19 protein-coding genes and 1 pseudogene are annotated in these 23,227 nt (G+C 61.4%); 12 read left to right on the plus strand and 8 right to left on the minus strand.

From position 1 onward, the window contains the following. Positions 1 to 43: 43 nt before the first annotated feature. The 3 genes from CFI11_RS13390 to grxD are packed head-to-tail and all read left to right on the plus strand — an operon-like array spanning position 44 to position 889. Positions 44 to 286 carry a BolA/IbaG family iron-sulfur metabolism protein gene (locus tag CFI11_RS13390; protein ID WP_130406751.1) on the plus strand — a complete coding sequence of 81 codons (243 nt, stop codon included), beginning with the start codon at positions 44 to 46 and terminating at the stop codon, positions 284 to 286. A 4-nt stretch (positions 287 to 290) separates the two neighbouring features. Further along, positions 291 to 530, plus strand: a complete 240-nt coding sequence (locus CFI11_RS13395) for a hypothetical protein (RefSeq protein WP_130406753.1) — start codon at positions 291 to 293, stop codon at positions 528 to 530. Then, the gene (gene grxD, locus CFI11_RS13400) at positions 527 to 889 is read left to right on the plus strand and encodes a Grx4 family monothiol glutaredoxin (protein WP_130406755.1); all 363 of its coding nucleotides are present in this window, start codon (positions 527 to 529) and stop codon (positions 887 to 889) included. The genes CFI11_RS13395 and grxD overlap by 4 nt, the downstream gene beginning before the upstream one ends. Before the next feature lie 79 nt (positions 890 to 968). On the opposite strand, the gene CFI11_RS13405 is transcribed toward grxD, so the two are convergent. Both CFI11_RS13405 and CFI11_RS13410 read right to left on the minus strand, forming a co-directional pair. Continuing rightward, the gene (locus CFI11_RS13405) at positions 969 to 1,370 is read right to left on the minus strand and encodes a cell division protein ZapA (RefSeq protein ID WP_130406757.1); all 402 of its coding nucleotides are present in this window, start codon (positions 1,368 to 1,370) and stop codon (positions 969 to 971) included. Continuing rightward, complete coding sequence (locus CFI11_RS13410; protein ID WP_130406759.1) at positions 1,370 to 1,876, minus strand: hypothetical protein; 507 nt, start codon at positions 1,874 to 1,876, stop codon at positions 1,370 to 1,372. The genes CFI11_RS13405 and CFI11_RS13410 overlap by 1 nt, the downstream gene beginning before the upstream one ends. A gap of 243 nt (positions 1,877 to 2,119) precedes the next feature. Here CFI11_RS13410 and tkt point away from each other — a divergent pair, with 243 nt between their 5' ends. Beyond that, positions 2,120 to 4,141, plus strand: a complete 2,022-nt coding sequence (gene tkt / locus CFI11_RS13415; protein WP_130406761.1) for a transketolase — start codon at positions 2,120 to 2,122, stop codon at positions 4,139 to 4,141. Positions 4,142 to 4,248: 107 nt separating this feature from the next. On the opposite strand, the gene CFI11_RS13420 is transcribed toward tkt, so the two are convergent. Beyond that, positions 4,249 to 4,947, minus strand: a complete 699-nt coding sequence (locus tag CFI11_RS13420) for a YafY family protein (RefSeq protein WP_130406763.1) — start codon at positions 4,945 to 4,947, stop codon at positions 4,249 to 4,251. Positions 4,948 to 5,054: 107 nt separating this feature from the next. Between CFI11_RS13420 and CFI11_RS24330 the strand changes: the two genes are divergently transcribed. Then, on the plus strand, positions 5,055 to 5,228 hold the full coding sequence (locus CFI11_RS24330; protein WP_165390260.1) for a hypothetical protein: 174 nt from the start codon (positions 5,055 to 5,057) through the stop codon (positions 5,226 to 5,228). Here the strand turns inward: CFI11_RS24330 and CFI11_RS13425 are convergent, their stop codons facing one another. Continuing rightward, on the minus strand, positions 5,229 to 6,209 hold the full coding sequence (locus tag CFI11_RS13425; RefSeq protein WP_130406765.1) for a DUF808 domain-containing protein: 981 nt from the start codon (positions 6,207 to 6,209) through the stop codon (positions 5,229 to 5,231). It lies immediately after the preceding gene. 181 nt (positions 6,210 to 6,390) lie between these two features. Between CFI11_RS13425 and gap the strand changes: the two genes are divergently transcribed. Both gap and CFI11_RS24335 read left to right on the plus strand, forming a co-directional pair. Continuing rightward, positions 6,391 to 7,395, plus strand: coding sequence for a type I glyceraldehyde-3-phosphate dehydrogenase (gene gap, locus CFI11_RS13430; protein ID WP_130406767.1), 1,005 nt, complete (start codon positions 6,391 to 6,393; stop codon positions 7,393 to 7,395). Between the two features lie 80 nt (positions 7,396 to 7,475). Beyond that, positions 7,476 to 7,619 carry a hypothetical protein gene (locus CFI11_RS24335; RefSeq protein WP_165390261.1) on the plus strand — a complete coding sequence of 48 codons (144 nt, stop codon included), beginning with the start codon at positions 7,476 to 7,478 and terminating at the stop codon, positions 7,617 to 7,619. A gap of 168 nt (positions 7,620 to 7,787) precedes the next feature. On the opposite strand, the gene coaD is transcribed toward CFI11_RS24335, so the two are convergent. The 3 genes from coaD to CFI11_RS13445 all read right to left on the minus strand — a co-directional run bounded on the left by coaD (position 7,788) and on the right by CFI11_RS13445 (position 9,747). Continuing rightward, positions 7,788 to 8,279: a pantetheine-phosphate adenylyltransferase gene (gene coaD / locus CFI11_RS13435; protein ID WP_130406769.1), complete on the minus strand. Its 492-nt coding sequence runs from the start codon at positions 8,277 to 8,279 to the stop codon at positions 7,788 to 7,790. A gap of 70 nt (positions 8,280 to 8,349) precedes the next feature. Then, complete coding sequence (locus CFI11_RS13440) at positions 8,350 to 8,784, minus strand: CBS domain-containing protein (RefSeq protein WP_130406771.1); 435 nt, start codon at positions 8,782 to 8,784, stop codon at positions 8,350 to 8,352. Positions 8,785 to 8,844: 60 nt separating this feature from the next. Beyond that, complete coding sequence (locus tag CFI11_RS13445) at positions 8,845 to 9,747, minus strand: LysR family transcriptional regulator (RefSeq protein ID WP_130406773.1); 903 nt, start codon at positions 9,745 to 9,747, stop codon at positions 8,845 to 8,847. Positions 9,748 to 9,859: 112 nt separating this feature from the next. Between CFI11_RS13445 and CFI11_RS13450 the strand changes: the two genes are divergently transcribed. Further along, entirely contained in the window at positions 9,860 to 11,359 is a 1,500-nt protein-coding gene (locus CFI11_RS13450) for a CoA-acylating methylmalonate-semialdehyde dehydrogenase (protein WP_130406775.1), read from the plus strand. Between the two features lie 407 nt (positions 11,360 to 11,766). Continuing rightward, a complete protein-coding gene (locus CFI11_RS13455) occupies positions 11,767 to 19,296 on the plus strand; it encodes a neuraminidase-like domain-containing protein (RefSeq protein ID WP_130406777.1) in 7,530 nt (2,509 codons plus the stop codon). A gap of 337 nt (positions 19,297 to 19,633) precedes the next feature. Here the strand turns inward: CFI11_RS13455 and CFI11_RS13460 are convergent, their stop codons facing one another. Next, positions 19,634 to 20,281, minus strand: a complete 648-nt coding sequence (locus tag CFI11_RS13460; protein ID WP_254448920.1) for a 2-hydroxychromene-2-carboxylate isomerase — start codon at positions 20,279 to 20,281, stop codon at positions 19,634 to 19,636. Between the two features lie 63 nt (positions 20,282 to 20,344). On the opposite strand from CFI11_RS13460, the gene CFI11_RS13465 reads away from it, so the two are divergent. The 3 genes and pseudogenes from CFI11_RS13465 to CFI11_RS24950 all read left to right on the plus strand — a co-directional run. Beyond that, complete coding sequence (locus CFI11_RS13465) at positions 20,345 to 20,956, plus strand: L,D-transpeptidase (RefSeq protein WP_130406779.1); 612 nt, start codon at positions 20,345 to 20,347, stop codon at positions 20,954 to 20,956. 100 nt (positions 20,957 to 21,056) lie between these two features. Next, positions 21,057 to 22,199, plus strand: coding sequence for an acyl-CoA dehydrogenase family protein (locus CFI11_RS13470; RefSeq protein WP_130406781.1), 1,143 nt, complete (start codon positions 21,057 to 21,059; stop codon positions 22,197 to 22,199). Then, positions 22,196 to 23,143 (plus strand): annotated as a pseudogene (locus CFI11_RS24950) (enoyl-CoA hydratase/isomerase family protein); the annotation flags it as partial. The gene CFI11_RS13470 and the pseudogene CFI11_RS24950, both read left to right, overlap by 4 nt. Between the last annotated feature and the right edge of the window lie 84 nt (positions 23,144 to 23,227).

Here is a 23,227-nt window from a genome sequence, read left to right on the forward strand (position 1 = left end):
GGCTTACATTTTGAAATAACATGAAAGCGGAGCACATCTTATAATGGCGATGCAAGCCCATGAAATCGAAGACCTGATCCGCGCCACGTTCCCGGCGGCCAAGATCACGATCACCGACCTTGCCGGTGACGGGAACCACTACGCGGCAGAGGTCATCGACGAAAGCTTCCGCGGCAAGAATCGCGTGCAGCAACAGCGCGCCGTCTATGCCGCGCTGAAAGGCAAGATGGACGGCGCCAATGGCGAATTGCACGCGCTGGCCCTGACCACCAAAGCGCCGGATTGAGCGCATGAACTGGACGCTCATCATCCTTCTGTCCCTTGCCATCCTCGCCGTCTCGATCCTGAGCGGCGCCCTGGCCCTACGGCGGAGCAAGAATGAGGGGCGCGGCAGCCTGCCCGGCAAGGGCGATCACATCATCGAGGCCAATTACAGCTCCGGCCTCGGCGGGCATTCGGTGACCTACCGCGTCCCGAAAGACCCCCAAGACTACGCAAAACGGTTTATCCCGAGGGAGACACGCAAATGACCGACGCAGCGACCCAGATCAAGGACACCATCACCGCCAACGACGTGGTGCTTTACATGAAAGGCACCAAGTCGATGCCGCAATGCGGGTTTTCTTCCCGTGTGGCGGGCGTGCTGAATTATATGGGCGTGGATTTCGCCGATGTGAACGTGCTGGCCGATGACGGGCTCCGCCAGGGGATCAAGGATTTCTCCGACTGGCCCACCATTCCGCAGCTCTATGTGAAAGGTGAATTCGTCGGTGGCTGCGACATCATCACCGAGATGACATTGTCAGGTGAGCTCGACACGCTCTTCGACGAAAACGGCGTGACCTACGACAAGGACGCCGCCAACAAGATCCGCGAAGCCAACGGCTGACGCGAAGACGCCCGAAAGGGCGGATGAGCAAACAGTGAAAGGGCGCTCTAAATCGGCGCCTTTTCACCCAAAGCGCGGGCTATCCTGCCTCCGCCGCTTTCTCTTCAACCGATGCCGCCAGCGCCTCCGCGCGCGCCGCCAGTTCTGCCAACGTGTCCGTAACCGCGTCTGGCACCACAGGCACCTCGATCCGTTCCGGTTCCGGCGCTGGTGCCTCCTTCAGCGCTTCCAGCTCCGCCGTGCGTGCCGCCAGGGTCGCCTCGACCTCCTTGATCTTGTCTTCCACCGCAGCCGTCTTGTCCGCCAGCATAAGTCCGGCCATCAAAAGCATCCGCGCCTCCGGCATCCGTCCGATCTGGTCCGACAGGACCTGTGCTTCATCGTCCAGCATCTTGGCCGCGGATTGAAGAAAGCTCTCTTCCCCTTCCTGACACGCCACTTCGAAGCTGCGCCCCCCGATGTTAATGTTCACCTCCGGCATCACGCGCGCTCCTCTTCTGCATCCGCCTCGGCCTGCGCCGCCTCGATCAGCGGTGTCAACTGCGCCAGGATCGCGCCGCTTTCCGCGATATCCGCCGCCCGTGCCGCGCGCAGGCTCTCGATCTCTGCCAGCATGGCTTTGTTGATGAGGTTCGGCTCCGCAACACCTTCGGCGCTGACCTCTCGCAACCCTGCGCTGGTGGACATCAACTGCTCATTGGCAAAGCGCAATCTCTGCACCTCGGCATCCAGCCGGTCAATCGCCTCGCTGGTCCCCTCCGTCCGGCTCTGCAAGGCCGTCAACTCTGCTTCGTGCTTGGTCTTGAGCGTCTTGATCCGCTCCTTAAGCTGTGCATTGGCCAGCTTTTCTTCCTCCAGCGCTTCACTGAGCCGCTCGACCTCTCCCGTGTCTTCCGGTTCCGGTTTTGCGGCCAATGCGTCGACGCCTTGCCCGATGCGCGCCATCGCCGCCGTAAGGCGACGTTGCAACTCTTCGATCTGGGCCATGCCTGCCCCCTTGGTTCTGCCATACTTTCCGCCCGAATGACGCGACCTGACCTGTCGAATCGGCTCAGCATCCGGTTGCATCCACTCTAGCGAACCCTTTCTGAAATTGCGCCCCCTTTGGTTTCAAAGGGTTGAGAGGCGGCATTGAAGTGCCGGCAGCGCCGTTCTCTGCGTTACGCTTGATCTTTGCCGCGCGGCTGATATTGAGCGCCCAACCCTCCACTAATCAAAGGAAACCAACCAGTGGATTTGACCGCCCTGCGCAACGCCAATCCCGATCACTGGTCCAAAGCTGCCGCAATCCGTACGCTGACGCTGGACGCCGTCCATGCCGCAAATTCGGGGCATTCCGGCATGCCGATGGGCATGGCCGATGTCGCAACGGTTCTCTTTGAAAAACATCTGAAATTCGACGCGAGCGCCCCGTCCTGGCCTGATCGCGACCGGTTCATCCTGTCCGCCGGGCATGGCTCGATGCTGCTCTATGCTCTGTTGCACCTCACCGGCTACGAGGACATGACACTCGATCAGATCAAGGCCTTTCGGCAATGGGGATCCCGGACCGCCGGTCACCCGGAATACGGTCACGCGGCAGGCATCGAAACGACGACCGGCCCCCTGGGCCAGGGCATCGCGAACGCGGTCGGGTTTGCAATGGCAGAAGAATCGCTCCGCGCGCATTACGGCAAGAAAGCCGTCGATCATCATACATATGTGATTGCCGGGGATGGCTGCTTGATGGAGGGCGTCAGCCAGGAAGCCGTCGGCCTCGCAGGTCGTCACGCCTTGTCAAAGCTGATCGTCTTCTGGGACAACAACAACATTACCATCGACGGCACCGTGGATATCGCCGACCGTACCGATCAGGTCGCCCGGTTCCGCGCCTCGGGCTGGGATGTTCAGGAAATCGACGGTCATGATCCCGTCGCAATCGACGCGGCCATCCGGGCCGCGCAGAAGACCCAAACGCCCTCGATGATTGCCTGCAAAACGCATATCGCCCTGGGCCATGCCGCACAGGACACGTCAAAAGGGCATGGGGCGCTGACCGATGCGACGCAATTGAGCGATGCAAAGGCCGCCTATGGATGGTCATATGGCCCCTTCGAAATTCCCCCCGAAGTCAAATCGGCCTGGGAAGAGATCGGACGCCGTGGTACCGCTGCCCGCGCCGATTGGGAGACACGCTTTTCCACGCTCTCCGCATCCAAACAGGCACAATTCAACCGGGCCTTTGACCTTGAGCCGCCCAAGCGGCTCTCCGCGACAATCCGGGCTCTCAAAAAGCAGATGTCCGAAGCGGCACCAAAGCTTGCCACGCGGGCCTCTTCGGAAAAGGTGCTCGAAGTGGTCAATCCGATCATGCCGGAAACCATCGGCGGATCCGCGGATCTGACCGGCTCAAACAACACAAAAACCAGCGATCTGGGTGTCTTTGGCCCGGAGAACCGCCAAGGACGCTATATCCACTATGGCATCCGCGAGCACGGGATGGCCGCCGCCATGAATGGCATGGCGCTTCACGGCGGCATCCGGCCTTACGGCGGCACATTCATGTGTTTCACCGATTATGCCCGTCCCGCGATGCGGCTTGCCGCGCTGATGAAAATCCCGACCGTCTTTGTGATGACCCATGACAGCATCGGCCTGGGCGAAGACGGCCCGACCCACCAGCCGGTGGAACATCTGGCCATCTCGCGCGCGACGCCCAATACTTACGTTTTTCGCCCGGCAGACACGATCGAGACAGCCGAAGCCTGGGAACTGGCCCTGACCGCCAAGGAGACCCCGTCGGTCCTGTCGCTGACGCGTCAGGGGTTGCCCACTGTCCGAACCGTTCACAAGACAAAAAACCTGTCCGCTCAAGGGGCTTACGTGTTGGCGGAGGCAGATGGAAAGCGTCAGGCCATCCTTCTTGCCACCGGATCCGAAGTGGCCATCGCGCTGGCCGCACGGGACATGCTGCAGGCGGATGGGATCGGGACACGTGTCGTATCCATGCCCTGCTGGGAACTCTTCGAAGATCAGGATGAGGCCTATCGCAAACGCGTTTTGCCCGGCGGGCCCGTCCGCGTGGCGATCGAAGCAGGCATCCGCTTTGGCTGGGACCGCTGGCTGTTCGGGGAACGGGGGAAGCGGGAGAAGTCGGGCTTTATCGGCATGCATGGGTTCGGGGCCTCCGCGCCGGCCGATACCCTGTACCAGGAGTTCGGGATCACCGCGGACGCGACGGCTGCCAAGGTCAAGCACCTGTTGGGTCTCTAAGCGCAACCGGCAGCAAGGAGCGCCACGTTTTCCGTCACGGAAAACGGCCGGAAAATGTCACATTTTCCGGCGCCTGAAACCAGCGCCTACGCGAAGAGGCCAGGGCCTCACCCCTGTGGCACAACCTCGAGACCCCGCCATCCGTTCTGTTCCAGCCAAAGCGCACGCAGCGTGCGGCTTTGCCCCTCAAAGCGCAGCTCCAGCCTGTCGCAGCCCAGCATCCTGTCCGTGCGGAAATGGCGCAGACCCTCGCGCAACTCGCACCAGGCGCCCAGCATCACACATTCCAGGTGATAGATCAGCGCGATGGGGCGAACGATGCGAAGGGTCTCCTGCCCCTTTTCATCGCGATAGCGTAAACGCAGCTTCCGCTCCTCGCGGATCGCGGCGCGCAACAGCGACATCGGCACGCATCCCTGGTCCGGATCATCCACCGGCGCGCCCCAGGGCGCGACCTGCAGCCAGTCGGCCGGATGTTGCAAGGCATCGATCTTCGCGCAGACGCGTTTCGCGGCGCGCTGCAGGGCGATATCACCCGTGCGCGCCAGCATGGACAGGCCAACCCAAAGCGCCTCGACCTCTTCCCGGTCGAAGTTGAGCGGCGGCAGGTCGTAACCTCGACGCATCACATAGCCCACGCCCGGCTCGCCTTCGATCGGCGTTCGCATCGCCTGCAGGGCGGCGATGTCGCGGTAGATCGTTCGCACCGAAACCTCGAGCTTTTCGCTCAGATCCTCGGCACGGATGGGACGCCCTGTCGACCGCAGGATCTGGATAATCTCAAAGAGACGGTTTGACCGGTGCATGCAGCTCTTCCTCCGACGCTGCTGACACATTAGCACAGGCTCCTGACACCTGTCTGTCAGGGGCGATGTGATGCTCTGGAGATCCCCAGTCAAAGGAGATCCCAAAGATGAGCTACTATGACAACGCCGTCTTGATGCAGTTACGACTCGGGCTCTGGCGCGACCCGCATCGTACCCCGAAAGCCTACGAACAGGAGGCCGAATTCCTGGCCGAACTCAACGGAACGCGTCGTCGGTCTATGAAGGTTCCGTTATCCGGCCTTTTGTTCTGGGCCGGCTGATCAATGCGCACCATCCGATGTCTTGCCCGCCACTGTCTGGTAAGCGGGTACCAGCACCTTCTGGGCCACCGGGATGAGCAGCAGGCCAAGGCCAAGACCCAGCACGCCGTCCATCGTCGCGGTCGCGACCCATTCGACAAACCCGCGCGTCTGATCCGCCGCGACACTGCCAAACGCCTCGGCGATGTGGTGGATGGTTTCGTATGGCCAGCCCCATCCCAGAACCTCCAGACCATGGATCACAATATTGCCGCCAACCCAGAGCATCGCGGCCGTGCCGACGATTGTCAGCACCTTCATCACGCCTGGCATTGCCTTGACAATCCCGCGCCCCACGGCGCGGGTCACGTCGAGATTGGCATTTTTCGCAAGGTATAGGCCCACGTCATCCGCTTTGACGATCAGCGCGACCGCGCCGTAGACTGCAACCGTGATCATGATGGCGACCATGGCCAGGGTCGCGGCCTCGAACCAGAAATTGCTTTCGGGAATGGCGGCCAGCGCAATCGTCATGATCTCTGCCGAGAGAATGAAATCCGTCTTGATCGCCCCTTGCGCCTTTTGATCCTCCAGATGCGCCGGATCGCCTGCTTCATCCTCTTTGAAAATCTTGACCGGCTCGTCGTGCGGGTGAAGCCAGTGGTGCACCTTTTCGGCGCCTTCGAAACAGAGATAGGCCCCGCCGATCATCAAAAGCGGCGTGATGAGCCACGGCGCGAAATTCGAGAGCAAAAGGCCGATGGGCAAGAGGAAGACGAGCTTGTTCTTGAACGACCCCTTCGCGATGCGCCAGATGACCGGCAATTCGCGGGACGCTTCGAACCCCTGGACGTATTTCGGTGTGACCGCCGCGTCGTCGATAACCGCGCCCGCCGCCTTTGAGCCCGCCTTGGCCGCCTGCCCCACGACGTCGTCAACGGATGCTGCCGCAACCTTGGCAATCCCCGCCACGTCATCCAAAAGCGCCAATAAACCGCTCATTGCGCATCCTCTTGCCGATCTGCCGCATTTGCAGCCTACCCTATCCGCTTATTCGGGCAAGCGTTAGCGCAATCGGTCGAAGTTTGCGCTAACACATTCATATCGCGACACTTTTCCTCTTTAGCCAAGACGCGCTCACGTCTATATCGCGCACAAACCAAAAGCATTTGGAGAGCAAGTCATGACCATTAATGTCGGTATCAACGGATTCGGTCGGATCGGCCGGTGTACGCTCGCACACATTTCGGCCAGCGGGCGCAACGATATCAAGGTGGTCAAGGCCAATGCGACCGGGCCGCTGGATACAGCCGCCCACCTGATGCGCTATGACAGCGTGCACGGCCGCTTTGCCAATGACATCCGCGTTGGAGAGAATGCGCTGGATCTGGGCCGCGGCGAGATCGAGATGTTTTCGACCTACGACCCGAACGAGCTGGACTGGTCGGGCTGCGATGTGGTGCTTGAATGCACGGGCAAGTTCAATGACGGCGAGAAAGCGAAGGTGCATCTGGAGCGCGGCGCGAAATCAGTGCTGATTTCGGCCCCGGCCAAGAACGTGCAGAAAACCATCGTGTTCGGCGTGAACGACGAGATGCTCGCCAAAGGCGACAACATGATCTCGAACGGGTCCTGCACGACGAACTGCCTGGCGCCGCTGGCCAAGGTGCTGGACGAAAGCATCGGGATCGAACATGGCGTGATGACCACGATCCATTCCTATACCGGCGATCAGCCCACGCTGGACCGCCGGCATAAGGATCTCTACCGCGCCCGCGCCGCGGCCATGGCCATGATCCCGACCTCGACGGGGGCTGCAAAGGCCCTGGGTGAGGTTCTGCCGCAGCTCAAGGGCAAACTGGACGGCTCCGCCATTCGCGTGCCGACGCCGAATGTCTCTGCGGTGGACCTGACATTCCGCGCCGCCCGCGATGTGACGGCTGAAGAAGTGAACGACGCCGTCAAAGAGGCCATGAAGGGCCGTGTGGGCCGCGTGATGAGCTATGATCCGGAGCCCAAGGTGTCGATTGACTTCAACCACACCGAGGAAAGCTCGATCTTTGCACCGGACCAGACCCGGGTCGTTGATGGTCGGCTGGTGCGGGTGCTGGCATGGTACGACAATGAATGGGGCTTTTCGGTTCGCATGGCCGACGTCGCGGTTGCGATGGGTCGCCTGAACGACTGACCTGCCCGAAGACTTGTTCGAGAACGCCCGGTCAGGCATACCTGCCGGGCATTTTTCATGGCACCGGGAGGAGTAAGATCATGACCAATACGATCGCGCTTGTTCTGGGTGTGCTGATTGTCGGGGCGCTGACCGCGGATGTGATGCTTTACGGATCGGACCACATCGTCTTTCTGGGCAAGAAACTGTTCGAATTGATCGAGTGGATGGCCTTCTGGCGCTAGGATGATCGACGCCGTGATCCAAAAGTGCGGCTGCGCCGCAACGATATTTTGCGTTCAGGCCACGCAGGCCTTGAGGGGCCAGCCCCTCAAACACCCCGGGATATTTGGCACCCAAAGAAGAGGAAAAGGCCGGTCGCCGGAGAACGCAAAGCCCCTGGGGTGAGGCGCCTAGGCCAACCGCTCGGTCAACGCGTCGTTGACCAGGGGTGTTACGAATTTGGACACATCTCCGCCAAGGCGGGCGATCTCTTTCACCAGCTTGCTGGCGATTGCCTGGTGTCGTGCCTCGGCCATCAAAAAGACCGTCTCGACACTGTCATCCAGCACACGATTCATACCGACCATCTGGAATTCGTATTCGAAATCGGCAACCGCCCTCAGGCCCCGCACGATCAGGCTGGCGCCCACGTCGCGCGCGCAATCGATGAGCAGGTTTTCGAAAGGATGGGCCACGATCTGGGTGCCGGTCTGCTCGCCCAGCTTCTGGCATTCCGCCTCGATCATCGCAACACGTTCTTCGAGCGAGAACATCGGCCCCTTGTCGCGGTTGATCGCCACGCCGATCACCAGTTTGTCGACAAGAGCCGTGGCACGCCGGATAATGTCGATATGGCCCAGCGTGATCGGGTCAAATGTGCCCGGATAAAGTCCTACGCGCATCCCGGCCCCTCCTTCGGTGTCTTTTGCCGCGCACGCAAACACGATGCGCTGCCGGAATGCAAGAGGAGGATCAGTAGCCCATGATCATCCCTTCAAGCGCGTCTTTCTCCATCGACAGTTTGGCAAGCTGGGCCTTGACCACGTCTCCGATCGACACGAGCCCGACCATCTTGCCGTCCTCGACCACGGGCATGTGCCGGAACCGGCCCTCGGTCATTTCATTCAGGACATCGCCCACGCCGCTCTGCAAGGTGCAGGTCACCAATCGCGTGGTCATGTGATCGGTCACCTTGCGCTCCATGCAGCTTGCGCCGCCGCGTGCCAGTTCCCGCACGATATCCCGCTCCGACAGGATGCCCATCGGGGCCTCGCCATCCTCCGAGATCACCACGGTGCCGATCCGTTTTTCCGCCAGAAGCTTCGCCGCATCCGCAACCTTTGCATTCGGCCCCAGCGTCACGACCCCGGGGCTGGCCTTCGACTTCAAGATATGCTGCACAAGCATCTGACAATCCTCCGCAATATTCTTCTGATTTCCAAAGGGTTGCCGCAATAAGCTTTCAAGTCAAGGTTGATCGACGCAGCCCTCCAATCGCGCGATCTCGGCGCGCAAACTGTCGCTGATCCGCGCCGCCAGACGCGTGAGCCGCGCGCTGCCCCGGTCGCTCTGGTGCCGGACCAGGTAGAAGGCACGCCTGAGGCTGACCTGATCGCCCAGCACCACAGAGAGATCGGGGTGGGAGGGCAGTGCGAAATCATGCGCCATGCAAAGCCCTGCCCCCTGTTCGGCCATACGCAGTTGAACCGGGACAGAGTTGGAGGCCAGAGGCACCCGCGCGATGCCCAGCTCGGCAAGATAGTCGAGTTCTGCATCGAAGATCATGTCGGGAATGTAGCCCAGCATCCTATGGGCCTGCAGATCGCTGACATCGCGGAGAGGCCTGCGTTTCAGATAGCGACGGGCCGCCACCAGATGCAGCCGGTAGTCGGAAATCTTTTGGACGACGAGCTGTCCCGCGGTGGGGGCACTGACGGTGATGGCCATATCCGCCTCCCGCCGGGTCAGGTTCACGACCCGGGGCAAGGCCACGACCTGGATGTCGAGATCGGGGTTTTCCGCCCCAAGCGCGGCGCAGATCTGCGGCAAGAGGTAATTCGCACAGCCATCCGGCGCGCCGATGCGGACCTGACCGGTCAGGCGCCCCTCGGCACCAGCCAGCGCGTCGGTGCCGGCGCGCATCGCCTCCTCGGCGCGGGCGGCATGCTCCATCAGCCGTTCGGCGGCAGCGGTCATCCGGTAACCCTGCGGCGATTTCACGAAGAGCACCTGCCCCAGCGTTCTTTCCAGCCGGGCCACGCGGCGCCCCACCGTCGCCGGGTCAAGGCGCAAGCGCTTGCCGGCCCCCGACAGGCTTTCGTCCCGCGCCACGGCCAGAAAGACACGCATATCGTCCCAGGATGGCTCCATCCCGCTCCTTTCGTTTTGCAGATCTGCAAAATACTTTTGAGAAGTTGCCCCTGTTCACGCCATTTTTGCAAGCCTATGCTGCGCGCAAATCCGATATGGGAGGAGCGATCCGATGCAAGATCTCAGCCATTACCTGGACGGCGCACATGTGACCGGAACGTCCGGCCGTTTTGCCGATGTCATGAACCCAGCCACGGGCGAGGTCCAGGCCCGCGTGCCGCTCGCCAGCACGGACGAGGTCGCAAAGGCCGTCGAGATCGCAGCCGCCGCCCAACCGGCCTGGGCCGCGACCAACCCGCAGCGCCGCGCGCGCGTTCTGATGAAGTTCGTGAGCCTTCTGAACCGCGATATGGACAAGCTGGCCGAGGCGCTGTCGCGCGAGCACGGAAAGACCCTGCCCGATGCGGCGGGCGACGTGCAGCGCGGGCTGGAGGTCGTGGAATACTGCATCGGTGCGCCGCATATGCTGAAGGGGGAGTTCACCGACAGCGCGGGCCCCGGCATCGACATGTATTCCATGCGCCAACCCCTTGGCGTCACAGCAGGAATTACCCCGTTCAACTTCCCCGCCATGATCCCGATGTGGATGTTCGCACCCGCCATTGCCTGTGGCAACGCCTTTATCCTGAAACCCTCCGAGCGTGACCCCTCCGTCCCGCTGATGCTGGCCGAGTTGATGGAGGAAGCGGGCCTGCCCAAGGGCATCCTGCAAGTGGTGAACGGGGATAAGGAGGCGGTCGACGCCCTCCTTCACCATCCGGTCGTGCAGAGCATCGGCTTTGTGGGCTCCACGCCGATCGCCGAATACATCTATGCCACCGGCTGTGCCAATGGCAAACGCGTGCAATGCTTCGGCGGGGCCAAGAACCACATGATCGTCATGCCGGACGCCGATATGGACCAGGCTGCCGATGCGCTGGTCGGGGCCGGCTACGGGGCGGCGGGCGAGCGTTGCATGGCTATTTCGGTCGCCGTGCCAGTGGGGGACGAAACCGCCGACCGGTTGATCGAAAAGCTGGTTCCGCGCATCGAAAAGCTGAAAGTCGGGCCCTACACCGCTGGCAACGACGTCGATTACGGACCGGTCGTGACCGCCGCGGCCAAAGCCAATATCGAACGCCTCGTCCAGACCGGCGTGGATCAGGGCGCGAAACTGGTCGTCGATGGCCGCGATTTCAAACTGCAGGGCTATGAGGACGGCTTTTTCGTCGGTCCCCACCTGTTTGACCATGTCACAAAGGACATGGACATCTATACGACCGAGATCTTCGGCCCGGTCCTGTCGACCGTCCGCGCGCAAAGCTACGAGGAAGCGATCGGGCTTGCCATGGACCACGAATACGGCAACGGCACCGCGATCTTCACCCGTGACGGCGACACGGCGCGCGACTTCGCCAACCGGATCAACATCGGCATGGTGGGCATCAACGTCCCGATCCCGGTGCCTTTGGCCTATCACACGTTCGGCGGCTGGAAAAAATCCGTCTTTGGCGACCTCAACCAGCATGGCCCGGATGCGTTCAAATTCTACACCCGCACCAAGACGGTCACGGCGCGGTGGCCGTCGGGCATCAAGGAAGGCGGCGAGTTTTCGATCCCGGTCATGGAGTGATCTCTGGCCTGCACCGCGCCCCGGCGCACGTTTGGCGAGCCTTTGCGGTGTGAAGAGGCTCACGTAGCAGGCCATCGTACTGGGCCGGTGTTTACTCTCAATAGAAGCGGGACCAAGCTCCGCTTCATTGGTGCGCATATTGCGTCCCTTCCATGCGGACCGAAGACCTAACACGTGTTTATCAGCAGCTCTGCCCCCAGAGAAGGGCGAGCCTGATCGCCTGATGCACAATTTTTCGGCGTCTCTTTCAATCAACAAACAACCCTAAGTGTAGACTCGCAATCCGACCTGTGTGAGCCTGAGGGCCGGTGGCAACCAGCGATGTCTGTCGTGCCCGATATGCCCGGCATCCGCCGCGAAGGGTCCGCCAGCACCGCCCACGTGCGATTTAAGAGCGAGCCTTTGAGATGAACACGACATTTCCCCCCATTTCCGCAAATGACCCAGCGACCCGATCGGCCACGGCCGTGCCCCTCGCCCAAAGACGCGGAGCGGCGCGGCGTGAACGGGTGCAGGCCAAAGCAAGTCAGCGGCGCCGGGGCGCTAAGCTCTCACACAAGATCTCCTTTGCCGACATGGCCAATGACGCGCTTTACCGCCGCTACGCCGCCGCCATCTGCCCCCCGGACCTTACAAAGAAAATCTCCGATCTGGGCTTTGATTGCCCGGCACGCCTTGCCGCTTGCAAGTCCGTCTCTCGGGTGATCGACAGGCTTGGCCCCGGGGTGGACCGGGCTGGGATCGTGCGGGCTGACATCGGCAGGGTTTTGTTGCGGGCCAAGCGCGAGGCCCGGCGCGGTTACCGGCTGATGCAGCACGCCTTGGCCATGGGGGATCCGATGAACCAGGCCTTGCGGCACACGCCATCAAGCCTGACCACATCCGCGGCAGCCAGCCTGCGCAGCGATGCACCCTTATCTTATGCCGACCCCTCAAGCCTGCAATCCAATCAATCCCCGGCGGCTTACCTTCGCTATCTCTACCGGATTGCGACAGGTCTTGATGACGAGATCGGCATCAGGCCGACTGCAAAGACGGCACTTTCGATTGATGCCCGCCGGCCCGATCTGGCGCAGCTTAAGTTGAGCGAGGAAAACCTCAAGAAAGAGGTCCCGACATTGGACCTTGTGAATGACGTGCTGCGCGCGGGTCTGGGCGACATTGATGTAGCCACCAGCTTTCATCCGATTGCCCTGCCCTACCAGCGCTCTGCAACCGAGGCGCGCACGGCGCTTGCTCAGATCGGCGGCACCACGTTCAACGATCTGGCCATGCGCCTGTCAGAGATGGACCTGGCGGTCTACACCCCTGTGACGTGGGCGCAGGATCAGGCCGGGCTTTTGGGTTTGGATGGCGCACAGGATCAGCCTGCGTCGACCGGCAGCACGCTGTCTCTTTTGATCGAGGATCGGGACGCCGCGGCGACCGGTCCTGCCACGCTCGAAGATCTTTTCAACACCGACGATGCGGCAACGGCCAGCAGCGTGTCGCACCTGATGTCCAGTCTCGATCTGAACTTCGATGCGCTGGCTCAGCTTTTTGGTCTTTACAGTGTCTCGCGGGAATGGCGCGGGGCGGAGGTGTCTCAGAAAGAGTTCGCGACCGCGTTCTTTAACAATGAAGACCCGTTCGAGCTCTCCACCCACGAAAGCGAGGCGACGATCGTCCAGGCGGGCGCGCCTCTATCCGTCCCGGTTCTGAGATCGGTGAACTATCTTGCCCGGCTTCATCATGCGACCGGGTTGCCGTTTCACGTTCTGAACCAGATCCTCAAGGTCCCCGGCGCGCGCGCGGCGGTGGCGACAGCGACCGAGGGTGATGCATCCCATCTTCCCAGCCACCGTCTGACCACGACCGGTCTGCGCGTGCTGGCCAGCTATCCGCTTTATAAACGCGCCTTTTCGCTGACACCCGAAGCATATACCGCCCTTTTGGGCGAGATCAGCCCGTTCTGGCGCGCCAATGAGGTTGTGGAAGGCGACACGTCGATTGCGGGTTTGGAGCGGACCGAAACCTCGTTCATGCGCGCCCTGTTCGGCGATGACGCGCCCTATATCCACGGGGTTGTCAGCCGCGCCGACACCCCGCTTTCCGACACAGATCTGAGGACCGCCGTGTCCCGTGGATTGGGTGTGTCATCGGTTGAGATGGACAAGCTGATCAGCGTGCTGGACGCTTCCTTTGGGCTGACGACGGCACTTGATGCGCAGGGCCTTGCGGCCCTCTATCGCCTCACGACGCTGTGCCGCATGCTCGGATGGCCTCTTCTCAGCGGTCTCGAATTGACCCAAACGCTCAGCGCGCAGGTTGAAAACGGGGCCGATCTGTGGACCGCCCTCATCGCGCGCAATATGTCCGCCGCGGACACAGAAGCCCTGTGCGACGCCATGGACTGGCTGGTGCATCTGTCGCATTGGCTGACCGAGGCAGAGATGACGCCCGACACTCTGGTGTCCCTGCTCAGCCCGGCTCAGGCATCCCCGCAGCCCAGCGATGAGGACGCGCTTTGGCTGGGCACGCTCGCCACGGCTTACGCACCGCTCGCAGCAGGCACCGACCGGTTCCGGACTTTCGAAAACTGGGCCGGAGAGAACGGGGACGACATTCATATCTCTGCGGAGGATTGGCACACGCACCTGACCGAGGTTGATCCGCTCTATCGCGCCTCTGGCGTGTTCCTGCACGGCCTTGGGCGCGACGCGATCAGGGAGGCCTGCCAAAGCTGTCTTGCGGCCCGTCCCGGCATCGCGCTGGGGGACCAGTCCAACCAGGAGCAATTGAGCAGCCTGGTGGCCCTGCTCGCGGATCTGCGCACCGGACAGGAGCGTTTGATGCAAACGCGTCTGGTGAGCCTGAGCGGGACCGTCAACGTGGTGAGCGCCGCGCCGTTGATCGCTTGGGCGCAGACGACCGCCTTGGATCTTTTGTCCGATCTGTTGCCGACCGAGCCGGATGCGCCGGTCGCCAGCGCATCGCTGGCCGAGATCAAGCGCTATCTCGCCGTCGTGGCAGCATTCGACCTTGGCGATATCGACCTCTGGCTTTTGGGTCAGAGACCTCATTGGCTGGCGCCGGGGCTGGCGGATGCCTCCGGCCGCGTGAAGCCTCTGGGCTTCGGCCAGCTCTTCTGGCTGCAGCGCTTTGCCTCCGTCCAGATCGGCGCGGCAAACGACGCGGCCTGGCGCGGGTTTTTCATGCTGACCAACGATGGCGCGCCGGCAGAGGGCGCATCAGAGGACGAGCAGACGGCCTGGCGCGTGCAGACCCGCACCATGCTTGCCTTGCTGATGGAAATCACCCCCGACGATCTGCACACCTACATGGACGCCTTGTTTGGCGCCGAGAGCGTGCCCCGCGATATTGTGCAGATCGACGCGCTGTCGCGACACATCCGCCTTGCGGAAGACCTTCGGGTCAGCGCCAAGGACCTGCTTGCGCTCAAGGATGTCAGCCGATCCGTCACCGCCGGCGACTGGTCCGCCGCTGCCGCTGCCGCGCAATCGGCCCTGACCCGCACCCACAATGCAGAACACGTCACGGCCTTTCGAAAACAGATGGCCGAGCATGAACGCGACGCGCTTTGTGCAGCGTTCCTGCAGACGAAGGTTGCGCGCGATGATGATCTGGGCGGGCGGATCAAGGATCGCGAAGGCCTCTATCGTCACCTTCTTCTGGATGTCGATGTCACCAGCGCCGTTCCGACAAGCCGGTTGGTGGAGGCGATCAGTTCGCTGCAATTGTATATCTCCCGCGCTTTGTCGGATCTGGAGGAGGACATCGTCTTTCTGGATCGCAAGGCGCTCACCGAACGGTGGGAGCTGGACAAGGATTACCGGCAATGGGAAGCCAACCAGAAGCTCATGCTCTATCCGCAAAACTATATCGAGCCCGAGTTGCGCTACGTCACCTCGCCCGAGTTCGAAACCCTGCTTCAGGCGGTTTCGGGGTCCAATCTGGATGAAGACAGCGTCGAAAGTGCGGTGAACGCCTATATGAACGGGCTCGCCAGCGCCTGTGATCTGAGCATCTGCGGCTTCTATCCTGAACGCCGCACGGGCGACGGCGGCATTGCCAATGTGACCTATCATGTTCTGGCCAAGGCCAAGTGGGAGCCGGGGCGCTTTTTCTACCGCAAACTCGATGCCGATTACCTGACGATCACAGAGCTGGCCCCGTCCGTTGCCTATCTGAAGGCCATGGACTGGACGTTTTGGCAGGAAGTGTCGGTGCCCACAACGTTCGATCTTCTGTCGGATGTCACCGTCTGTGTCTTTGACAACCGGTTCTTTTTCTTCTGGCTGGAGTTGGAGGAGCGACGCGATCAGATTGAGGGCGCGTCGTCCACGACGTGGCGTATTCATCCCAGATACATGCGCTGCGATCACAACGCGCTGGTCGGCACGATGCTGATGCCCAAGCTGAACGTGACAGGCGCCCTTTCCAATCCGGCCATCACCGTGCTGGCCGAGGACGCGTTTGAGTGGGGCGGCGCCAAGCCCAACCTCTACGGAACCTATCAGCCGACCTATTCTGCGGCGGATCAGGATATTCTGAGCGTGGTGTTCGGGATCAACCTTCCCGGCCTCGCCCCACCCCCGCAGGACAATAGCAAGACGGTTGAGGCGCGGACGATCTCAGAGCAAGCCACGGTGCGCATTCGACTGGCCGAGGAATGGTCGGATGCCCTTATGCATCTGGGAGCGGGCCTCAATATGCTGATCGAGGATGCCGCACCGGATGACTACCTGCCGACATATGAAGGCCTTGATACGCAAAATCGGGTGGTCGCAAGTGGCGGTGTCATCGACGGGACCTTCGAGCTGACAAAAGACACCAGTCTCTATCCCTTTGGCGATGTGCACTATGGCCACAGCTTGCGGCACTCCAAGATCGTGTTTACGCCCAGCACAATCGGCTCCAGCGGTCTGGGTCACCTCACGGTCAGGCTGGATATGGGCGCGCGCCGCTACACCCTGTTCGGCTCAAGCAAATACGCCACCCTGCTCCACATCAGAGAGCACGACGAACCCACGCGCATCTGCGTCCGATACATCCTGCAAATGACAGACGAAGGCGGGGGCCGTTTCGATTATGAAACCGAATGGGCGACATATGACGCCCAGCGGATTTATCTCGGCGATCCGAACGGCAGCCAGCCCATCGGCTCGATCAATGGCAAGGATCATGACATCCCGTTCAACATCGAGACAAACGACACGATCGTTTTGCCGGATGACTGGGATCCCGACGTCTCAAAAGATGCCAAGATCGCGGTACGGGCCCAAATTCGCATCCAGTATCCAATCATCAGCGCCACGTACTGGAGCTATTACGCCAATGACTTTGAAGATACGCGTGACAGCCCGCATGTCGAGGAAACCGACGAGACCGTTTTCATTGGCGAATTCAGGGTGTTCCCGGCCAAGACCGACATTGCCTGGTCCAAGATCGGAGAGCACAGCACACAGAATTTCATGCACCTCACCCATAGCGAGGCGCAGACAAATGATCAGACATTCGTGTTGCTCAATTCGTCATCGGCCCTGTCGAAACTGGCCCGCAGCATGCCGCGGCCCGGCGGATGCGAAAGCCTGTTCGTGCCCGAAAATCAAACCAAACCCGAAGATCTGGGCACGTTCTTTGACGTCTATCCTGCCACGCTCGATCACATTTATGTCGATGACAAGACGGAGTTGGATCCGGCCCGGCTGCCCACGGCTTCGTTTGACTTCGACAGCGCCTACGGCGGGTACGGATGGGAGATCTTTTACCATCTGCCCTCGGCCATTGCTGCGGGATTTGCCAATAGCGGCCAGTTCGATCTCGCCCTGAAATGGCTGCACAAGATCTTTGATCCGAATGCGGACGAGAAATGGCAGGTCGTGCCGCTTCGGGGCGCAACCGACCCGGATGGCGCCCTGGCCTTCGATACGGGCGGACTGATCGTGGACCCTGATCGGATCGCCACCGATTATCCGTTCTACTATCAGCAGGCCACGATCCGTCAGTACCTGGAAACATTGCTGAATGCCGGAGACGCGGATTATGAGATGCAAACGCAGGAAAGCCTGCAAAGGGCCAAGGCCCGTTACGTCTATGCAAGGCAGCTCTTCTCCGACAACCTGTCCGGGACACTTCAGACCCTGACAAACACGCCGTGGCAGGACCCAACGCTGGCAAAGGTCGCCGAGGGGAACTATAAAGGCTTCCTGCCGCCCTATAATTCCGAACTGCGCGCGCTTTACGAGGTGATCGAAAAGCGTCTTTTCAACCTACGGCACTGGCTTGACCTCGAAGGCGCGCCGATGAATGTGCCGCTTTTGGCGCAACCCATCGATCCCAGGGCGCTTCAGAAGCGTGCCAAAGCGGCCTTGACCATGCAGGATGAAGATACCGCCGCAGAGAACCCGCTCGACCTGCCATTTGATTTTCAGTACGTCCTCAAATCGACCAAAGGGTACATCAACAACCTGAAACTGACGAGCTACCGGCTACAGGATGTGAGCGAGAAAGAAGGCGATTCCAAAATGGAGGAGTTCCGCCTCGAAACCGCCGTCCTCGCCGCCGAAAACGCGACCAAGCTTCAAGGATTGACCATCCGGGAGGCCGAAAAACGGGTCGATATCAGGCAGGCCGCGGTGTCGAAAGCCACCTTTGAGCTGGCAGCGGGCCTGATCCAGCTCGGCACCGTCACAACGCTCACATATTCGATGACCGCGGATCTGGTGATGGAGGCGGCACATCGCATATTTGCCCAGATCTCAACGGTCACACGGAAGATCCAGTCGCGGGTTGTCGGAACGTTCCCCAACATCTTCGGCTTTTCGAACGGCGGCCAGGATCTTTCAACGGCGCATGTCGTCTATAGCGTTCTGGATCTGCATCTCTTTCATCGCGATCAGGCCTTCGCGGCGCGGCTGGGAGAGATCGAAAAAGGCTGGTACGATGTGGCGCGCAACCTGCAAAACATCGAGCGACTTACGCTGGATCTGAGCATGGCCAGCCTCGAATTGCAGGAAGCAAAGCTTGGCCTGGAAAAAGAGGAGGCCGTGCGCGACTCGCTCAAGTCCCGCGCGGACCGTGCAAAAGGCCTGGTCGGTGTCTGGGAGTCGATCTTTGGCGGCTCTGAATTCTATGGCAACTTCCGGACCAGCATCGAAGAACTCTATCAGGATGAGTTTGATGCCACGTTGGATTTCTGCCGCCTGCTGGTCAAACTCTACCAGGATGAGACCCAGCAGCTTGACGGGGCCACGCTGTTGCAGACCACCAACCTTGGCCAGGGCGTGGACCGCTTCAACGCCCCCCATCGACTGGCCCTGGACGTCCAGCGGCTGGAAACCGCGTATGTCGAGGCCTTGATGGAGCAGGTCGGTCAGTCAAGCGAAATGAAATTCGCGCTGAGCGAGGTGCCATCGACGACCGGCGGACGGTCCGCGCTGGAGGAGTTGGTGCACACGGGAGAGACGTATTTCGAACTGACCGACGAGATGTTTGATCTGTTCTATCCCGGCCAATTTGACCGCCGGATCCAAAGCGTGAAGCTCTGTTTCCCGGGTTTGGCGCAGGCCGGACTGAACCCGCATGCCAAGCTCACGCAGGTGTCCAACATCCGATATATGACCAAGGATCGGGCACAGGCGCGCGGTGGGCAAATTCGGAAAGATCGGCACGCCCTGCAAAGCCTGATGGTGGGAGCCTGCACCGTCGACACGAACCTGATCGATGCCCCCGAAGGCTGTCTGAGACGGTTTCAGAACACCGGCGTCGCCTCCAAATGGCATTTGGAAATCCCGATGATCCAAAGTCTGAAATCCCGCAAGACACGGCAGTCGGGCAACACTGCATGGCGCGACGCAGCCACCAGGCAATTCGCGAACCTCGAACCGCATCTCGGGGAAATTGACATGACCATCCGCTTCACCGGGCGCTGGTAAAGCCTGCCCGGCAGGTTCCGGCGATCAAAACCCTTCTCCCGCTCCCGCCGATGGGATCGGGAGGCTTCGTCTGCATCTTCGTTGCGTGGCGGGCGGCTGATGCCGCCAGACCCATCCGGCATTGGGACTGGCATTTTCGAAAATCGACCGATGCTCATATTACCGCAAGCGGGCCTCGCGACGGTCGGCTTTGATCCTGGACCAGCGGTCCGACCATCATCGTGAAATCAGCCTTTACAACCCTGTGCGGGACAGATCCTCCACCAGCGCCAACTGCGTTTTCTGAAAGAAAAATCCCGATATTTACTTTTCATAACAGATACTTGGCAGGCGTTTTTCATAAACGCCCCGCCCACTCCAAGGCCATCTCCAACTGATCATCGCCCCAAAAAAGCTCCTCCCCCACGACAAAGCTGGGTGCCCCGAAAATGCCTTTCTGTTGCGCGTCGTCCACCTGCGCGCGCAACGCCGCCTTCACCTCCGGCGCCTGAGCCTCGTCGATCAGCCGGACGGGCAGCCCCGCCTCATTCAGCGCAGCCCCTACGACCTCCGGCTCTGCCACGTTCTGCCCGTCGGCGAACTGCGCGTGATAGAGCGCCCGGACGAAGTCCCGACCACCGTTCTGCTGCAAGGCGAGGTAGGCCACCCGTGCGGCCATCACCGTGTGCTGCGGAAAGCCCGGTGGCTGCCGGAACGGCAATCCCAGCGCCTGCGCCCGCCGCTCCATGTCGCGCCACATGAACCGGCCTTTTGCAGGGTAGATGTTGAACGGCGAATCCGTCCAGCCCTGGGCACCAAAGATCGGCCCCAGCATGAGCGGCTTCCACGCGACATCGACCCCGGCTTGCTCCGCCGCCTTTTCGATCCGCATCACGCTGAGATACGAATAGGTCGATGCAAACTCGAACCAGAACTCCATGCCCTGCCCCCCAAAAACCGTCACACCCCCTGACATTGCCGTGAGCAAACCCGCTTGCGCAACCATTCATCTGGCACTGCGTTGTCCTTCCGACTAAACCAGAGACAACGACGTCCAAGAGGTCCTGACATGTCCAAGATGAAGATGACACGCCGTACGGCCCTTCTGGCCGGTGCAGCCACGTTGGCCACGCCCGCCCTTCTCAAGGCCCAGACGCCAGATACCTGGGATCAGGCCTTTCCGCAGACCGAACCGCCGATCCGTGACCGCCCGCCGACACGCCGCAACACCTCCTCGTTCCAGACGCAGCGCTGGCAGGATCATTTCGAGACGCTGGGCAAAGGCGCCATTCTTGCCGACATCACCAGCCGCGCGGTGCACTATTGGGGCCCGGATGGGGAGACCTATCGCCTTTACCCCTCCTCCGTACCCATGACGGACGAGCTGACCCGCCGGGGCTATACCCGTATCGTACGCAAGCGTGTCGGCCCCGACTGGACACCCACCGCCAACATGCGCAAGCGCGACCCCTCCCTGCCCGCCTATATGCCGCCCGGCCCCGGTAACCCTTTGGGCACCCACGCGATGTATCTCACCTGGCCCGCCTACCTGATCCATGGCACCCACGACACGCGCAAGATCGGACGGCAAAGCTCCTCGGGCTGTATCGGACTTTACAACCCGCATATCGAAGAGCTTTTCAATCTCGCCCAGATCGGCACCCAGGTCCGTCTGGCCTAAGCAGAACGACCCAAGGCCCTCCAGCCTTGCCTCGCCCCCTTTGTGCCTGCTAAGGATATGAACAAGCGTTCAGTTAAGCAGGGCAAGGGGGGATTTCGCCATGGATTTCGCACTGACCGAGGAACAATCGGCCATCTTCGACATGGCCCATGCCTTCGGGCAGGAGCATATCGCCCCCCATGCCCGGGACTGGGAAGCCGCCGGCACGATCCCGAAAGAGCTTTGGCCGCAGATCGCCGAGTTGGGCTTCGGCTCTCTCTATGTGAGTGAAGAGAGCGGCGGCTCCGGCCTCTCGCGCCTAGACGCCACGCTCGTTTTCGAGGCGCTCAGCATGGCCTGCCCTTCGGTCGCGGCGTTCCTGTCGATCCACAACATGTGCGCCAAGATGATCGACAGCTTCGGCTCCGACGATCTAAAATCCCGCATCCTCCCCGACATCCTGTCGATGAACACCGTGCTCAGCTATTGCCTGACCGAACCCGGTTCCGGCTCCGACGCAGCAGCCCTCAAGACCCGTGCTACCCGCACCAACGAAGGCTACAGCCTCACCGGCACCAAGGCCTTCATCTCCGGCGGCGGCTATTCCGACGCCTATGTCGTGATGGCCCGCACCGGAGAGGACGGACCCAAGGGCGTCTCCACCCTCTATGTCGAGGACGGCGCCGAAGGGCTCAGCTTTGGCGGGCTCGAAGACAAGATGGGCTGGCGCAGCCAACCCACAGCGCAGGTCCAGTTCGACGATTGCAAGGTACCCGCCGACAACCTCGTGGGCGAGGAAGGCCACGGCTTCAAATACGCGATGATGGGCCTCGACGGCGGGCGCCTGAACATCGCCGCCTGTTCTCTGGGGGCCGCGCAAACCGCCCTCGACGCGACGCTCACCTATATGGGCGAGCGCAAGGCCTTCGGCCAAAGCATCGACCAGTTCCAGGGCCTGCAATTCCGCCTCGCCGATATGGAGATCGAGCTGCAGGCCGCCCGCACCTTTCTCCGTCAGGCTGCCTGGAAGCTCGACACAGGCGCCCCCGACGCCACCAAATTCTGCGCGATGGCCAAGAAATTCGTCACCGAAGCCGGATCGAACGTCGTCGACCAATGCCTGCAACTGCACGGCGGTTACGGCTATCTTGCGGATTACGGGATCGAAAAACTGGTCCGCGACCTGCGCGTCCACCAGATCCTTGAAGGCACGAACGAGATCATGCGCGTCATCGTCGCCCGCCAGATGCTGGCCGCGCGATGAGCGACATCGACATCCGCATCGCCGGACGCGCGGGCCGGATCACCCTGACCCGTCCCCAGGCGCTGAACGCCATGACCTATGAGATGTGCCGCGCCATCGAAGCGGCCATCGACACCTGGCGCGACGACCCTGCAATCTCCGTCGTCATCCTCGACGCAGAGGGAGAGAAAGCCTTCTGCTCCGGCGGCGACATTGCCGATCTCTACGCCACCGGCCGGGCCGGAGACTTCGCCTATGGCCAAAAATTCTGGGCCGACGAATACCGGCTCAACGCGAAACTCTTTGAATATCCCAAACCCGTCATCTCGTTTCTCCAGGGCTTCACCATGGGCGGCGGCGTGGGCATCGGCTGCCATGGCTCTCACCGGATCGTGGGCGAGACGAGCCAGATCGCCATGCCCGAATGCGGCATCGGCCTGGTCCCCGACGTGGGCGGCACCCTGATGCTCGCCCTCGCACCCGGACGCCTTGGCGAATATCTCGGCACCACCGCCGCGCGCATGAACGCGGCAGACGCGGTTTTCGCAGGTTTTGCAGATACCTACATCCCGCAGTCAAAGTGGCACACCCTCATCACCGAACTCGAACAGACCGGCGACGCCGACCTTCTCGCACCCCACGGCGAAGAGCCCCCGCAAGGGGCGATGAGCGCCCGCCTCGACGACATCAACCGCCATTTCGGCGGAGAATCCCTCTCGGACATCCTCACCACCCTGCGTGCCGAAGACAGCGATTTCGCCCGGGACACGCTCAAGCGCCTGTCGCGCAACGCCCCCCTGTCGCTGGCCTGCACGATCGAGATGATCCACCGCCTGCGCGGCCCCTCCCTCACCATTCGCAAGGCTTTGGAACTGGAATACCGCTTCACCGCCCGCGCAATGGAGCATGGCGACTTTCTCGAAGGCATCCGCGCGCAGATCATTGACAAGGACCGTCAGCCGCGTTGGCAATATGCCGACATGAACGTGCCCGCCATCGCCGTCAGCAAGATGCTGATGCCTCTGCGCGATGCGGGCCTGCACTTCGAC

The sequence above is a fragment of the Thalassococcus sp. S3 genome (assembly GCF_004216475.1).
GTDB lineage: Bacteria > Pseudomonadota > Alphaproteobacteria > Rhodobacterales > Rhodobacteraceae.

Excerpts from the sequence above, each read along its gene's own strand:
- CFI11_RS13390 (WP_130406751.1), top strand. The coding sequence starts at position 44 with ATGGCGATGCAAGCCCATGAAATCGAAGACCTGATCCGCGCCACGTTC.
- CFI11_RS13395 (WP_130406753.1), top strand. The coding sequence starts at position 291 with ATGAACTGGACGCTCATCATCCTTCTGTCCCTTGCCATCCTCGCCGTC.
- grxD (WP_130406755.1), top strand. The coding sequence starts at position 527 with ATGACCGACGCAGCGACCCAGATCAAGGACACCATCACCGCCAACGAC.
- CFI11_RS13405 (WP_130406757.1), bottom strand. The coding sequence starts at position 1,370 with ATGCCGGAGGTGAACATTAACATCGGGGGGCGCAGCTTCGAAGTGGCG.
- CFI11_RS13410 (WP_130406759.1), bottom strand. The coding sequence starts at position 1,876 with ATGGCCCAGATCGAAGAGTTGCAACGTCGCCTTACGGCGGCGATGGCG.
- CFI11_RS13420 (WP_130406763.1), bottom strand. The coding sequence starts at position 4,947 with ATGCACCGGTCAAACCGTCTCTTTGAGATTATCCAGATCCTGCGGTCG.
- CFI11_RS24330 (WP_165390260.1), top strand. The coding sequence starts at position 5,055 with ATGAGCTACTATGACAACGCCGTCTTGATGCAGTTACGACTCGGGCTC.
- CFI11_RS13425 (WP_130406765.1), bottom strand. The coding sequence starts at position 6,209 with ATGAGCGGTTTATTGGCGCTTTTGGATGACGTGGCGGGGATTGCCAAG.
- gap (WP_130406767.1), top strand. The coding sequence starts at position 6,391 with ATGACCATTAATGTCGGTATCAACGGATTCGGTCGGATCGGCCGGTGT.
- CFI11_RS24335 (WP_165390261.1), top strand. The coding sequence starts at position 7,476 with ATGACCAATACGATCGCGCTTGTTCTGGGTGTGCTGATTGTCGGGGCG.
- coaD (WP_130406769.1), bottom strand. The coding sequence starts at position 8,279 with ATGCGCGTAGGACTTTATCCGGGCACATTTGACCCGATCACGCTGGGC.
- CFI11_RS13440 (WP_130406771.1), bottom strand. The coding sequence starts at position 8,784 with ATGCTTGTGCAGCATATCTTGAAGTCGAAGGCCAGCCCCGGGGTCGTG.
- CFI11_RS13445 (WP_130406773.1), bottom strand. The coding sequence starts at position 9,747 with ATGGAGCCATCCTGGGACGATATGCGTGTCTTTCTGGCCGTGGCGCGG.
- CFI11_RS13450 (WP_130406775.1), top strand. The coding sequence starts at position 9,860 with ATGCAAGATCTCAGCCATTACCTGGACGGCGCACATGTGACCGGAACG.
- CFI11_RS13455 (WP_130406777.1), top strand. The coding sequence starts at position 11,767 with ATGAACACGACATTTCCCCCCATTTCCGCAAATGACCCAGCGACCCGA.
- CFI11_RS13460 (WP_254448920.1), bottom strand. The coding sequence starts at position 20,281 with ATGGTTGCGCAAGCGGGTTTGCTCACGGCAATGTCAGGGGGTGTGACG.
- CFI11_RS13465 (WP_130406779.1), top strand. The coding sequence starts at position 20,345 with ATGTCCAAGATGAAGATGACACGCCGTACGGCCCTTCTGGCCGGTGCA.
- CFI11_RS13470 (WP_130406781.1), top strand. The coding sequence starts at position 21,057 with ATGGATTTCGCACTGACCGAGGAACAATCGGCCATCTTCGACATGGCC.